Source organism: Bacillus infantis, assembly GCF_008180445.1.
In the GTDB taxonomy this organism is placed as follows: domain Bacteria; phylum Bacillota; class Bacilli; order Bacillales; family Cytobacillaceae; genus Bacillus_AB; species Bacillus_AB infantis_B.
In genome coordinates this window covers 15,375-28,811 of the sequence record NZ_VTER01000016.1, presented here as the reverse complement: position 1 = coordinate 28,811, position 13,437 = coordinate 15,375, and the positions used below count along the sequence as shown (strand labels likewise).

General features: G+C 46.8%; 16 protein-coding genes. 9 read left to right on the top strand and 7 right to left on the bottom strand.

The features are described from left to right. Positions 1–422: 422 nt before the first annotated feature. A complete protein-coding gene (locus FZD51_RS23195) occupies positions 423–647 on the top strand; it encodes a hypothetical protein (RefSeq protein WP_148976897.1) in 225 nt (74 codons plus the stop codon). A 30-nt stretch (positions 648–677) separates the two neighbouring features. Here FZD51_RS23195 and FZD51_RS23190 read toward each other — a convergent pair whose 3' ends face one another. After that, positions 678–1,250, bottom strand: coding sequence for a hypothetical protein (locus FZD51_RS23190; protein WP_148976896.1), 573 nt, complete (start codon positions 1,248–1,250; stop codon positions 678–680). A 160-nt stretch (positions 1,251–1,410) separates the two neighbouring features. Here FZD51_RS23190 and FZD51_RS23185 point away from each other — a divergent pair, with 160 nt between their 5' ends. After that, positions 1,411–1,968 carry a YufK family protein gene (locus FZD51_RS23185; RefSeq protein WP_148976895.1) on the top strand — a complete coding sequence of 186 codons (558 nt, stop codon included), beginning with the start codon at positions 1,411–1,413 and terminating at the stop codon, positions 1,966–1,968. Between the two features lie 48 nt (positions 1,969–2,016). Here FZD51_RS23185 and FZD51_RS23180 read toward each other — a convergent pair whose 3' ends face one another. Next, positions 2,017–3,840 carry a transglycosylase domain-containing protein gene (locus FZD51_RS23180; RefSeq protein WP_148976894.1) on the bottom strand — a complete coding sequence of 608 codons (1,824 nt, stop codon included), beginning with the start codon at positions 3,838–3,840 and terminating at the stop codon, positions 2,017–2,019. Positions 3,841–4,048: 208 nt separating this feature from the next. On the opposite strand from FZD51_RS23180, the gene kapD reads away from it, so the two are divergent. Then, a complete protein-coding gene (kapD, locus tag FZD51_RS23175) occupies positions 4,049–4,669 on the top strand; it encodes a 3'-5' exonuclease KapD (RefSeq protein WP_148976893.1) in 621 nt (206 codons plus the stop codon). 37 nt (positions 4,670–4,706) lie between these two features. On the opposite strand, the gene kapB is transcribed toward kapD, so the two are convergent. Further along, positions 4,707–5,087, bottom strand: coding sequence for a kinase-associated lipoprotein KapB (kapB, locus tag FZD51_RS23170; RefSeq protein WP_148976892.1), 381 nt, complete (start codon positions 5,085–5,087; stop codon positions 4,707–4,709). A gap of 180 nt (positions 5,088–5,267) precedes the next feature. Between kapB and FZD51_RS23165 the strand changes: the two genes are divergently transcribed. Both FZD51_RS23165 and FZD51_RS23160 read left to right on the top strand, forming a co-directional pair. Further along, positions 5,268–6,023: a peptidylprolyl isomerase gene (locus FZD51_RS23165; RefSeq protein WP_148976891.1), complete on the top strand. Its 756-nt coding sequence runs from the start codon at positions 5,268–5,270 to the stop codon at positions 6,021–6,023. Between the two features lie 71 nt (positions 6,024–6,094). Beyond that, complete coding sequence (locus tag FZD51_RS23160) at positions 6,095–6,307, top strand: hypothetical protein (protein ID WP_009795413.1); 213 nt, start codon at positions 6,095–6,097, stop codon at positions 6,305–6,307. 35 nt (positions 6,308–6,342) lie between these two features. On the opposite strand, the gene FZD51_RS23155 is transcribed toward FZD51_RS23160, so the two are convergent. Beyond that, positions 6,343–7,512, bottom strand: coding sequence for a MalY/PatB family protein (locus tag FZD51_RS23155; protein WP_148976890.1), 1,170 nt, complete (start codon positions 7,510–7,512; stop codon positions 6,343–6,345). An 87-nt stretch (positions 7,513–7,599) separates the two neighbouring features. Here FZD51_RS23155 and FZD51_RS23150 point away from each other — a divergent pair, with 87 nt between their 5' ends. Further along, entirely contained in the window at positions 7,600–7,860 is a 261-nt protein-coding gene (locus FZD51_RS23150; protein ID WP_148976889.1) for a YugE family protein, read from the top strand. Positions 7,861–7,914: 54 nt separating this feature from the next. On the opposite strand, the gene FZD51_RS23145 is transcribed toward FZD51_RS23150, so the two are convergent. Beyond that, on the bottom strand, positions 7,915–8,742 hold the full coding sequence (locus FZD51_RS23145) for an alpha/beta fold hydrolase (RefSeq protein ID WP_148976888.1): 828 nt from the start codon (positions 8,740–8,742) through the stop codon (positions 7,915–7,917). Between the two features lie 353 nt (positions 8,743–9,095). On the opposite strand from FZD51_RS23145, the gene FZD51_RS23140 reads away from it, so the two are divergent. Both FZD51_RS23140 and FZD51_RS23135 read left to right on the top strand, forming a co-directional pair. Further along, a complete protein-coding gene (locus FZD51_RS23140) occupies positions 9,096–9,596 on the top strand; it encodes an Lrp/AsnC family transcriptional regulator (RefSeq protein ID WP_148976887.1) in 501 nt (166 codons plus the stop codon). Beyond that, positions 9,593–10,762 (top strand): aminotransferase, encoded by a 1,170-nt coding sequence (locus tag FZD51_RS23135; RefSeq protein ID WP_148976886.1) that lies wholly within the window; start codon positions 9,593–9,595, stop codon positions 10,760–10,762. The genes FZD51_RS23140 and FZD51_RS23135 overlap by 4 nt, the downstream gene beginning before the upstream one ends. A gap of 137 nt (positions 10,763–10,899) precedes the next feature. Here the strand turns inward: FZD51_RS23135 and FZD51_RS23130 are convergent, their stop codons facing one another. Beyond that, entirely contained in the window at positions 10,900–11,250 is a 351-nt protein-coding gene (locus FZD51_RS23130) for a helix-turn-helix domain-containing protein (RefSeq protein WP_148976885.1), read from the bottom strand. 332 nt (positions 11,251–11,582) lie between these two features. On the opposite strand from FZD51_RS23130, the gene yugI reads away from it, so the two are divergent. After that, a complete protein-coding gene (yugI, locus tag FZD51_RS23125) occupies positions 11,583–11,975 on the top strand; it encodes a S1 domain-containing post-transcriptional regulator GSP13 (protein ID WP_148976884.1) in 393 nt (130 codons plus the stop codon). A 52-nt stretch (positions 11,976–12,027) separates the two neighbouring features. Here yugI and FZD51_RS23120 read toward each other — a convergent pair whose 3' ends face one another. Next, positions 12,028–13,431, bottom strand: coding sequence for a sigma-54 interaction domain-containing protein (locus FZD51_RS23120; protein ID WP_187445872.1), 1,404 nt, complete (start codon positions 13,429–13,431; stop codon positions 12,028–12,030). Positions 13,432–13,437 lie beyond the last annotated feature (6 nt).

The following is a 13,437-nucleotide window of genomic DNA, read 5'->3' as shown; positions in this document are numbered from 1 at the left end:
CAATATGACCTCCTTTATAATTGTAAGCGCACAGAATGGGTGCATGTGAGTCCTTGTCAGGAAGAAATTGATACATATCAAAGGCCTTTTCCCATTTGCGGCTGAAAGTATTCCAGGCTTGTGAAGAAAAGCTGTAAATAGAGACGCGTATGTATACAATTATCTCCAATCTTCGTTATAAGATGCTCCACACTTTATCTGCTCTAGTTATGCCAGGGGAAAAAAATTCCTCCCGGAGACTGCCTCTGAACAAATTATAACCTAAATGGCACGGTCGTGCATTTGAGGAAACCTTATGCCGCAAGGATTCTCCCAACTTTATTAAATAGGTAGAAACAGGTTGGAAACCGGAAAAAATTTCGAAAAAAATCTGTATAAATATATTAAAATGCATGCAAACTACGACTAGGTGGTGGTTTGGCATGCATAAGAAAATATTTGCCTCCATAATCCTCTTCGGGTTTCTGTTTGCAGGTGCATGGATGCTGGAAGCAAAGGATAAAAGAGAATTTTTCTACTCTGATACAGAAGAGGAAATTGTGGAAGTCATGCCGGCTGATGCTGGCCAGGGACCCAATAAAAGAAAGATAAAAGCATTTGAATCAAGGGAATATGTAAGGGTGGAAGCAGGATTGACTGCCCCATAAATAAAGAGAGGATGAATAGTTCATCCTCTCTTAAGTCTGGCCGGCTGTCCCGGAGACTGACCTGCTTTTATTATGAAAAATCATGATCAGGACCGGCACCATGATAATGGCGGATAGCAGCAGCAGAAGCAGTGCAAGCGAAGCAGGTGTCAGCACTTTCGTGAAATCATGCATATATTCTTTGAAAAACTGTTCAACCCCGGAGTTCCCCATCACATGTACAGAAGACAGGAATTCCTTCTTTTCAAGATCATAATAATACATTTCTCTTTTCTTAAAAAAGAAAATGGAATCACGCTTTAATTCGAATTCAGTAAAAGCGACAGCGATCTTTGTGGAATATTCCTCAATCTTTTCCTCATTTTCAGGTGTGGCAGAGTCATCTGTCTGGATGATCTTTACCACGTCTCCATCCATTGTGATAAAATCCTTGATTTCTGCTGAATCCTCATGATAATAGTGGACTGTGCTTTGCATGTGATCTTCCAATGCCCCTTTGAATTCCTGCATCTCATTTGGTGTGGACGCGGCCGGCCAATTCCAGGCAAACAGGAGGCAGGCTGTCAGCAAAGCGGCGGGCAGGCCGATTCTCATTCTTTTCATTTTAAATCCCCCTTAATGTCAGCGCTTTCATTTTTATTATCTTATTAAATGACTGCAGCTTTTAGAGCAGATTTTTTGGCTGTTTCTGTTGTGCTGCCTGTACATCCGGCCAGACCAGCCGATAATGTTATTAGGGAATCTGTGACTGAGGGGGCCTCATATGAAAAATAAGTATTTGACCAGCTATTTCCCTTTAATGGCGATTTTGTTATTCAGTTTGTCTTTTTCGGCCATAGCGGAGAAGGAACTGCTGGGCTGGCTTTTGGGAATCGGCGTATATGAAGGCATGAAAGAGTTCTTCCCGGAGGCTGGCATAAAGCTGGCTTTGCTCATCATCTGTATGGCCTGCTGCTTTATGATTTTTGCTGCCTTAAAGCTGATTGCAGACACCATCAACGGCCTTTCCCTGCTTTTCTTCTCGAGAGATGAAAGCGGGGAGGCAATCGCGAAAAGCCGGAGCGGGTCAGTTATATATCTGGCCGGCGGTGCGCTGTCGCTTTTTAGCTTTTTCAGCTTTTACGCTATGCTGGGGATTTTTCTTGCAGCCACTGTCATTTATTTTATCTACTTTGTCTATATCTCAGGCAATTCCATCTCTCCGGCTGGACTGATCGGGATCATCTTCTTCCAGGTCATATCCTGGGCTTCTCTGCTTTCCATTCTTTTGTTTATAACATTGAAGCTTTATAACAGCGTGATGGCAAGTCTTCCAGTATAGGGTGCACAGCAAAAGCAGCAGAGTGCTTAATGCATCTCTGCTGCTTTACTATTTCATGATATCCTTCCAGATCAATAAGTGCGGTGCGAGCTTTTCATATGATTCCATGCTTTCCGGCTGATCCTTGCCGACCCATACTGCTGCTGTATACTCATCGGTGAGCCCCGCAAACCAATAATCTTTATAATCATTGGTGGTTCCGGTCTTGCCTCCTGTATAGCCTCCTGGAAAATAAGCTTTCCTGCCGGTTCCAGCTGAGACTGTTTCCTGCAGCAGCAGTCTCATCTTATCTATAGTTTCTTTGCTCCAGACCCTCACTGGCTGTTCTTCCCATGAGTACAGCAGTTTGCCGTTTTTATCTGTGATCTTTTGGATGGCTCTTGGCGGCTGATAAAAGCCCTCATTGGCAAAGACGGTGTACGCCCCTGCGAGTTCAAGGGGGGAAACACCCCTGCTGAATCCGCCGATTGCAGCAGCGAGGGACTGGTCTGCTTTTCCTACTTTGCTGAACCTGAATTTATCCAGATCCTTGAAGCCTTCGTCTATTCCTATCATGCTCAGCAGCCTGACCGCAGGTGTATTATAAGAGTGGATAAAGGCTTGTTCCAGGCTCACCTTTCCATAATTTTTACCGCTGTAATTATGGGGGCAATAGCCGCTGATGCAGAGCGGGCCGGCATCCACCTTGGAATTGACCGCTGTGTGTGTCCTTTCCAGGTAAGGGGCATACACAAGCAGGGGCTTGATGGCGGAGCCTGGCTGCCTGAAGGCCTGATAGCCTCTATTGAAGTCATATTTCCTGTAATCCCGCCCGCCTGTGAGGGCAGCGAGCCCGCGGGAGCGGCTCTTGACGACTGCGGCAGCTGCTTCTGCCTCCTGATCAGGCAGATGGGCAGCAGCTGCATCCACAGCTTTTTGCTGCAGGGAAGGATCCAGTGAGGTGTGAATGATCACCCCGGATTGGAGGACCTGCTCCACCTTGCTATCCAGCTCTTCCTCTGAATCAGGGGGGATGCCTTCACTGATCCTGATCAGTTCTTTCAGTTCACTCTCGGCATATGTTGTGTAATCAGGAAAAAGATCGACCCGGTCCGAAAGTGTGAAGGAAATCCTTTCGCCTTTAAGAGCCTTTGCCTCTTCGGTGGATATCTCCCTTTTCTCAGCAAGCACGTCAATCAGAAGCTCCTGCCTTTTCTTCGTCCTGTCAAAATGTTTGGCCGGGTTATACAAGGCAGGGTTGTTCGGGATGGCAGCCAAAAAAGCCAGCTGGGCATTGGTAAGATTCACGGCGGACGTTTGAAAATAAACCTGTGAAGCTGCCTCGATTCCGTATGCCCCATTTTGGAAATAGATGCTGTTTAAATAATAGGATAATATTTCTTCTTTGGAATACATCCTCTCCATTTGATAGGCATACAGCAGCTCTGTCAGCTTGCGGTTATATGTCTGCTCATGGGTCAGGTACAGGTTCCTGGCCAGCTGCTGTGTAATCGTGCTGCCGCCTTCCTCAATAGTGCCGTTATCTGCATTTGCAGCCAAGGCCCTGCCAATCGCAGCCAGATCGAACCCTTTATGCTCATAAAACCGCTCATCTTCCGAAGCAATCATCAGCTTCTTCAAAAATTCGGGAATATCTTCAGCTGCAAGCGGACTGCGGTTATAGGGAGTGAAAATTTCAGAAATCACACGGCCATCCTGGTCAGTCATCAGGCTGGTCTGTGGAAATGATGCTGCATTAGTCACTTCAATCCTGCTGTCCAAAAAGCGGGGAAGGCTTTCCAGGCGGCTGGCTTCATCGGCCGCTTTATACACAGACAGCACAAAGAAAGGCAGGATGAAGGCGATTGTCAGATATCCTGTCAGTGTTTTCATGCCGGCTTCTCCGTTTCTTATGTAAAATAGGCTATTCATGCCCGACTCATAAAAGTGTGTTATAGGTATTATCGGCATCATTCATTTTTTTGTGAGAATGATAAAATTTAAAAGCAAGAAAATTATTTACAGAATAGTAAAAATATTTTTCCTTGATGATATAATAAATGGTAAATGATGTAATAAAAATTAGGAAGGAGGGAAGGTAATGAAAGACGGCAATCACTGCTTATTTATCGATTTTGAATTCACCATGCCAGATAGAAACGAAAAATATAAAGGATTCTCTCCGGAAATCATCGAGGCTGGCGCCGTGTCTGTCAAAAATGGGACGGTACTAGAACAGTTTTCCTCTTTTGTGGCTCCCACCCGTTTTCCGGAACTGTCCGAAAGATGCAAGTCTTTTTTACATATCAGCCAGGAGCAGGTGGATAAGGGGATTTCATTTGCAGACCTGATCTGCAGACTTGAGCAGATGGGCGGCAATAATGCTGATGAAATTGTTACCTGGGGCAATATGGATATGAAGGTGCTCCGCCAGAACTGCAGCCAGGCGGGGACCGCTTTTCCGTTTAAGGGGAAGGAAGTTGATCTGTCGATGGAGTATAAACGTTTTTTTGGCGATCAAAACCAAACCGGCCTATGGAAAGCGGTGAAGGAATATGGAAAAGAAGGAACAGGCAGGCACCACCGCGCACTGGATGATGCCCTGACAACCTATAAAATCTATCAGCTTGTAGAAAAAGATAAAAAATATCTCCAAAACCACGAGCCCACGACCATTGGTGACAGGATTGACCTTTCCAAGATTTTAAACCGTTTTGCATAAAAGCCAAACCCGCAGATGGATTTGGCTTTTGCTTATTTTATTTGAAATAATCGGCTTCCAGCCGCTCCGCATTCTCGAGGGAGCGCTTCGCCCAATCAGAATCTTCCTCTAAAAGCCCGCTTTTCATCTTATCCAATGCAAGCTTAAGAGAAGCTTCATAGTCCGGGATGATACCTTCATATGTCCTGACCATCTGCTTCGGAACATTTGTCTGCTCTCTGTAGGCAAGCGCCCTCCGCTCATGAAACATCATGACATCTGCCTGCTTAGGGTTGTGAAGATCCCCCTGCATCGGATGCTTTTCGACAGCAAGCACCCTGACAAGATAATGCTGAGGCCGTATATCCGTAATTTCCCCAATATATTTCCCTGTTTTGTAGATGGCCGTCACCTGAGCTCCCACCTGGAATTCACTCAAAGCTGTCCCCTCCTTTAAAGCTTTTGTTCCCATTATGCCCGAATTATTTTGAAAAACAAAGTGCAAAGCAAGAGGAAATCCAGTAATCTATAAGAAAAGCGGAAGAGGACAGCTCCTGCAGATGGACAGAGGAAAAGCGGGAGCCCATGCCTATCAGCAATAATAGAGGAGGACTGAATCATGAAAAAGAATTTCATATACCTTTTCCTTGCAGCAGTGATGATGCTTTTGGCAGCGTGCGGGACAAGCACTGATCCAAAAAGCGGTGCCGGCAAGGAAGGTGGAGGGGCATCAGAAGGAACCCAAGGTGAACAGACCGAACAGGCCGCAGAGGATAAGAGCTCTGAGGGAGGCTATCCGCAGCTCACAGCGGAAGTCGGGGAAAATGAACGCCTCGTGGAAATGGAAACATCAATGGGGACCATTAAGATCAAGCTTTTCCCTGATCATGCTCCCAAGGCTGTAGAGAATTTCATCACCCATAGTGAAGAGGGCTATTATGACGGACAGATCTTCCACAGGGTCATCAATGACTTTATGATCCAGGGAGGAGATCCGGACGGGACAGGCATGGGCGGAGAAAGCATCTACGGGCAGCCGTTTGAGGATGAGTTCTCAGATAAGCTGTATAACCTCCGCGGTGCTTTGTCCATGGCAAACAGCGGCGCAAACACGAACGGCAGCCAATTCTTCATCGTCCAAAAGAGTACATCAGAAGCGGGCATGAAGGAACAGATGGAAAAAGCAGGGTATCCAGAAGAAATCATTGCAGCTTACGATAAGGGAGGGACCCCTTGGCTGGATTCCCGCCACACTGTCTTTGGCCAGGTGATCGAGGGAATGGAAATCGTTGATGAAATTGCAGCTGCAGAAACAGATGAATCTGACAGGCCGGTTGAAGAGATAAAAATCAAGGAGATAAAGGTCATTAAGTAGCCGCTTGGACAGGACAGGCCCAGCTGATATAATAAGGCTGACCACTGCTTTTGGCAGAAAGGAAGAAAACAATGATCCAGGCTTATATTTTGTCTTTGTTCCTATATTTCCCGGAAGATAAATCGGAGTATATTCCGGCATCCATAACGTTTACAATATTCCTGATCGGAGCCATCATCGCCATGCGCCTGATCATCAGGGCATCAAAGCGCGAGGAAAAAAAGGCTAAAGAGCTGGAAAATCAAATCATGAAGCAGGATAGCCTGCAAAAAAAGAACAGCTGACCTGAGCTGTTCTTTTTTGTGCCATTTAAATTAAATCAGGAAAAAGCGAGTTTCAGCCGCTTCAGTCCTTCCTCGAGAGTTTCACGCGGGCAGGCAATATTCATACGGACAAACCCTTCGCCGCCTGGGCCGTATTTGGTGCCAGGCTCAAGCGCAATCCTGCCTTTTTCAATGAGAAGGGAATTAAGCTCTGTATCCGGCAGTGAGAGATCCCGGCAGTCAAGCCACATCAGGTAGGTCGCTTCAAGATCCATGACCTTGACCTGAGGAAGCTCCCTTTCTATGAAGCTCCGGGCAATTTCGTAATTTTCCTGCAGATAAGTCAGGAGCTGATCCAGCCAGTCACGCCCATGCCGATAGGCAGCCTCCAGGGCGGTGATGCCAAAGATGTTCAAAGTGAAAAAGCCCTGCTGAGCCTGGACAGCCTTGAATTTCTCGCGAAGCTGCTCATTGGGTATGATGACCGCTGACGATTGCAGCCCGGCAATATTGAAGGTCTTGCTCGGTGCAATGCATGTAATGGAAATATCCCGGAATTCTTTGGAGAGAGAGGCAATCGGAATATGCGTGTGCGGCGAAAATACCAGATCTGAATGGATTTCATCTGAGAGAATCAGGCACCCGTATTTTGCGCATAATTCCCCGATTTTCAATAGCTCATCTTTTGTCCAAACCCGGCCGCCGGGGTTATGGGGATTGCAGAGCAAGAAAAGCTTAATGCCCTTTTTCAGATCTTCCCTGAATCGTTGGAAGTCGATTTCATAGCGCTGTTCCACTAGTTCAAGCGGAGAGTTGACGGCCATGCGCCCATTTTTTTCAATCATCTCAAAGAAAGGCGTGTAAACAGGAGACTGGAGCATAATTTTATCTCCCGGGCTTGTGAATGCCTGGATGGCAATGCTGATGGATGGGACCACCCCCGGGCTGTATAACACCCATGACCTGCCTATTTCCCAGCCGGATTGACTCTTCTGCCACTGCTGGACGGCTTCAGATGCAGAAGGGGGGACAAATGTGTAGCCGAAGACCTCGTGGCTGGCCCTTTTGCTTATTGCATTCTGCACTTCTTCAGGAGGTTCGAAGTCCATATCTGCCACCCACATGGGAAGCACATCCGAAGAACCAAATACATCTTTAGTCAGCTCCCATTTCACAGAAGCTGTTTCATATCTGTTGATTGCTTTATGAAAGTCATACTTTGTCATATTAACCTCCCGGATTGCAGTTTTCGGTCCTGATACTCTTATGATAAGATATGGTCAGGCAAAATTAAATCAAAAAGGTGGTTTCAAATGGAAGTCCAGGTTATGCACATGATGATGTACCAGGCTCTGGATCAATGGGATCCTTTCCGCTGCGGGGAAGGGAATTATGATACTGAAATAGCAGACGCAATCCAGGCCGTCCATGATTTTGACAGCCCCGATAAGCTCGCACGTAAAATCCAGGGCATTTACGAATTTTCCTTCGAAAGCATCATCCCTTTGGAGCAGTGCAAAAAGATGGCTGAAACACTCCTTGTTATTAAAAACAGCGGGAGCTGCACTATATAAACCATGTATGTTGAAGAATGGCCGGCACTACAAGGTGTCCGGCCATTATTTTTGTCACTTGGCGCAAATAAATGCCTTCATATGGCTGTATACTTCTTCCGGCCGTTCTTCCGGGACAAGATGGCCGGTGTCTTTGAGGACGATGAGCCTGGAGTTTGGCAGGTCGCTGTCCAGCCTTTTTCCGATGGTGAGCGGAACAACCCTGTCGTGCTCACCCCATATAAGGAGGCAGGGAGTGTCGATCTCTTTCAATGCTTTTTGATCCAGGTCGCCTTCTCTGTGCCTGATCATCCGGGTCAAAGCCTTGAAGATATCATCTTCCATAAAAGGAGCCAAATAGCCGTACATCATTTCATCGGTAATCATACTATGGTCATGGACAACCTGCCTTAAATTCTGGCGCACGCCAGAGCGCTGCAGATACAGCTTTACATACAAATGGAAGTAGGGGAGGTAGCTTGACAGGATCAGCGGCATCTTTGATTTAGGCAAATAGCTTGAGCTGCAGAGAAGGATGGCTTTTTTTATGAGATCGGGATATTGGCGGGCCACATTGAGCGATATCTGCCCTCCCATTGAATGGCCGGCAATCGTGACTTGGCCGAGACCCAGCTTTTCAAGAAATTGCATGACTGTCTGGGCGGTATTTTTGTAGGAATAATTATACTGATCCGATTTTCCGCTTTTTCCGAACGGTGGCAGATCAATGGAAATCACATGAAAATCTTCCTGCAGAAAAGGAATCAGCCTCCTGAAGCTGAAGGAGGAGGAAAGAAAGCCGTGCAGGAGGACGATGGTCTCCTTTGAGGGGGCCTGTCCGTATTGTTCATAATAAATTGTATTCCCGTTCACTTCAATTTCATCTGTCTTAAAGGCTTGCATATTACCCTCACTCCTATGAAAGATGGTATTGCCTGTAAGGCTTTATTCAAAGATAAGAAAGTAAATATATTTTCAGCTTCGATTTGTCCAGCAGCTGCACCGTCCCCCCTCGAGGCCAGAAGAAGAGCCCCGGGAAGCTGTTCATGCAGACGCTGGCACAGGACATGGCGTTCATAGTCTGCGTTCCTTTTGAAGCAGGGCGCTCAGGCTTTTCTGTTATATCATTCCCCTTTCATTGCCCTTCACACATCACCGGAAAAATTATTTTAGAAAAATAATAGAAAAGTGAGATTTATTATTCCGCTGATTTTGCTATAATGTAAATATTTTAAACGGGAATGGGAGGAAGGTCCATGAGACTGAGTGAGAAAGAGCTTGAAATTGTTGAAATACTGGAAAAAGACGCACGCACCCCGCTTGAGGATGTGGCGAAAATGGCCGCGATCTCTATTGATGAGGCGGCAGCGCTTCTGGAAAAACTGGAGCAGTCCCGGGTGATTGTCCGGTATACCTCTGCAGTGGACTGGGCCAGGATAGACGGCCATGAGGGCGTAACCGCCATGATTGATGTAAAGGTGACCCCAAAAAGGGGAGTCGGCTTTAACGAGGTCGCACAGCGGATATACCGTTATAAGGAGGTAAGTTCTGTTTACCTGATGTCCGGGGCTTACGACCTGTCTGTCATTGTGGAAGGGCGTTCCATGAATGAGGTTGCCCGGTTTGTATCAGAGAAGCTTTCGACCCTGGACTCCGTGCTGTCAACCACCACTCATTTCATTCTGAAGAAATATAAGCATGATGGGACCATCTTTGACCAGGAAGACGAAGATAAAAGAATAGTGGTATCGCCATGATGAAAACGAAAACTTATATCTCCGCTAAGGTCGATCAGCTTAAGCCTTCAGGCATCAGGCGTTTCTTCGACCTGGCGGCAGGAATGGAAGGCGTGATCTCACTTGGGGTTGGCGAGCCTGATTTCGTGACCCCGTGGTCAGTCAGGGAGGCAGCGATTCTGTCGCTGGAGCAGGGGTATACCTCCTACACCGCAAATGCCGGCCTGCTTGAACTAAGGCTGGAAATTGCCTCTTATATGGGGAAAAGCTTCGGGATCCAATATGAACCGGAATCCGAAATCATCGTCACAGTAGGGGCAAGCCAGGCAATCGATATCGCTTTAAGAGCCATCTTGGATCAAGGGGACGAAGTAATCGTGATCGAGCCTTGCTTCGTATCTTATGCCCCGCTTGTAAGCCTGGCGGGCGGGACTCCTGTTTCTGTCCAGACAAGAAAGGAGGACGATTTCAAAATCCTCCCCTCCCAGCTGGAACAGGCGATTACGCAGAGGACAAAAGCGATTCTTCTATGCTCTCCCAATAATCCTACCGGAACGATGCTGTCGGGCAAAGAACTGGAGGCTATAGCGGCTGTTGCTGAAAAGCATGATCTGCTCGTTCTGTCAGATGAAATCTATGCAGAGCTCGTCTATGATGAGGACTATACAAGCTTTGCCAGCATCAGCGGGATGAAGGAAAGGACTTTATTGATTTCAGGATTTTCGAAAGGCTTTGCCATGACGGGCTGGAGGCTTGGGTTTATTTGTGCGCCGAAGGAGATATCCCAGGCTATGCTGAAAATTCACCAGTACAGTATGATGTGTGCTCCGACCATGGCTCAGTTTGCCGCTCTGGAAGCGCTGAGGACGGGCAGGGGCGATGTCGAAAGCATGCAAAAAAGCTATCGGCGCCGCCGCAATTATTTTGTGCAGTCACTCGAGGATATCGGGCTGCCGTGCCATATTCCCGGCGGTGCTTTCTATGCCTTTCCTTCCATTGAAGGAACAGGATTGACTTCTGAGCAGTTTGCGGAACAGCTGCTGCTGGAGGAAAAGGTAGCCGTCGTGCCAGGGAATGTCTTTGGAGAGAGCGGGGAAGGGCATATCCGCTGTTCTTATGCATCTTCCATGGAACAGCTGCAGGAAGCCGTGAAAAGAATCGGCCGCTTCCTTGAAAAAAGGAAATAAAAAAAAGGATACCCATCAGGATATCCACTTCAAAAAGGGGGGGAATACTAGAAAGCTTATGTTTTAAGCTTTTCCGGATTCCCCCTTTTGTATACATAGAAACTCAGAAAATATTTTAATTATGATCTTGGTAAAGTTTATCTCGCTGCCTGGATCGCATCCATCATCCTCAATAAATTTTCTTTTCCCATTTTCTTCGCATTCTTTAAAATCAATTTAGCATCATGTATGCCTGTTTCCAGTAGGAGCTGCTCCAGTTCAGGATCCGGTCCTGTCTGGCAAGCTGTGAAACCATGCTCCAACAGCTCGGATGCCGGCACGTCCAGGATCGTTGAAATTTTTAAGATAGTCTGGGTGTCAGGCTGCTGGCAGCCGTTTTCGTATTTTTCGATAGTGCTTTTGCCTATTCTAAGCTTTACAGCCAATTCCTGCTGAGTCAGATTCAACCTTTCTCTATTCTGCTTAATAGCAAGACCGATTGCGGACATTTTGCACCCACCCTTTCAAAGAATGATCTTACACACTTATTTTACTGCGGAATCAGATATATGAAATTTGAGATCCTTGTATTTTTTGTTACAGTTCGATAAATGTTATTAATAACAGCTTTAAGGAAAAGGAGATGCGGCACTCAAAAGAGAGCAACCGCCATTAAGTGCTCTTAAGCTAGACTTCTGATTACTCCTGAAGTGCCAGTACCTGATGGCATATACAATGGTCATTTTCTCCAAAAGGATTGCTTTGATAAAAAGGATGATATATGATATAATTTTTAATTGCGTATAATCGACGAAAATAAATAGGTATTAGGAGTGTTCATATGTCAGAGAAAATCGAAGTAGGCAGCGTATTAACAGGAAAGGTTACTGGAATTCAGCCTTACGGCGCATTCGTTGCTCTTGATGAAAATACACAAGGTTTGGTTCACATTTCTGAAATTACTCACGGGTATGTAAAGGATGTTAACGAGCACCTGAAGGTTGGGGATGAAGTAAACGTTAAGGTTCTTTCTGTGGATGAAGCTGCAGGAAAGATCGGTTTATCTATCCGTGCAACTGAAGAAGCTCCAGCAGAAGCTGCTGATGCAAAAGCAAGAAAGCCTCGCAAACCACGCCAGGCTGCAGCGATTCAGCACAATGATCCTGATTCTTCCCAGGGCTTCAACACGCTCAAGGATAAGCTGCAAGAGTGGATTGACCAGTCACAGCGCTAATATGTTTTATGAAGAAAGGCCGGGCATCTATGCCCGGCCTTTTCTTTTATATCTAAGCATTGCTCCCCGGGTATGTGAGATCATGCTTTTTAATCCGGTATTGGAGGTTTTGCCTGCTCATGCCAAGAATTTTTGCAGTCTGAGTGATATTGCCATTATGTTCGCGCCACACCCTGTTTATATACCCTTTTTCAGCAGAAGCTACATAATCGGCCAGGCTGGGCAGTGACCCGGCTGTCTCTTCCGGCTTACTTCCAGGGGAAAGATGGCCGACATCAGCTTTATGCCTGAAATGATGAGGCAGAATTTCGAGTGTTATCCTGGCATCATCTTCAGCCATGTTCATGGCCCCTTCAATCACATGCTCAAGCTCGCGGATATTACCCGGCCAATCGTACCGGAGAAACTGCTCTTCTGTCTCTTCATCCAGCCCAGGGACTTCCATGCCGAACCAGTCGTTATATTTCTGGATGAAAAAGGAGGAAAGCAGCAGAATATCCTCTTTCCGCTCCCTAAGCGGCGGGATAAAGAGGGAGACCGCGCTGAGCCTGTAATACAAATCCTTCCGGAGTCGCCCTTCTGCAATGGCATCGACAGGGTCTTCATTAATGGCGGCCACAACCCTTACATCTATCTCCCGATCTTTCGTGTCCCCGATCCTTCTGACTTTTTTCTCCTGCAGTACGCGCAGAAGCTTTGCCTGCAGGGGAGCGGGCATCGAATTGATTTCATCCAGAAGCAGTGTCCCTCCTTCTGCCTGTTCAAACAGTCCCGGACGATCCACCGCCCCTGTGAAGGCGCCTTTTTTTGTGCCGAAAAGGATGCTTTCAACCAGGTTTTCCGGGAGGGCTGCGCAGTTTTGGGCAACAAACGGACCTGGTGAGCGCAGACTTCCGCTGTGTATGCTCTGGGCGAATAATTCTTTCCCTGTTCCTGTCTCTCCGGCAATCAGGATAGGGGAGGTGGTCCTGACTGCCCTTTTTGCCGCTTCCACGACTTCAAGGATTGCTTTGCTGCTTCCTATGATGCTTTCAAATGTATAGCGGGCACTATTTTTCCTGGAGAGGTTTTCTTTTACCAGCCTCTCGATCCGGCTGACATCCTTTGCGATCTCGATGGCTCCTAATGACTTGCCGGCCGCCAGGATAGGAATGACATGATTAATGGCGGTTATCTCTTTTCCTTTGCTGTTAAAATAAGTCTGTTTGGCGGGCTGTGTCCCTTTCCCGTTCTGTAGGGCCAGCAAAAGTGTGCTGTCTTCCCGGCGGCTGAAGGGGAACACCTCAAGAAGGCTTCGTCCAATCACTGATTCCGGATCCATTCCTTCTATTTCAGCCATCTTGCGGTTATAGATGATGGTCCTGCCTTCATGGTCAATGGCATGGATCCCGGCATCCACATGTTCAAGGATCTGCTCAAGGATGATTTCTGTTAAATGGTGCTGTTCATGCTTCATATTGTT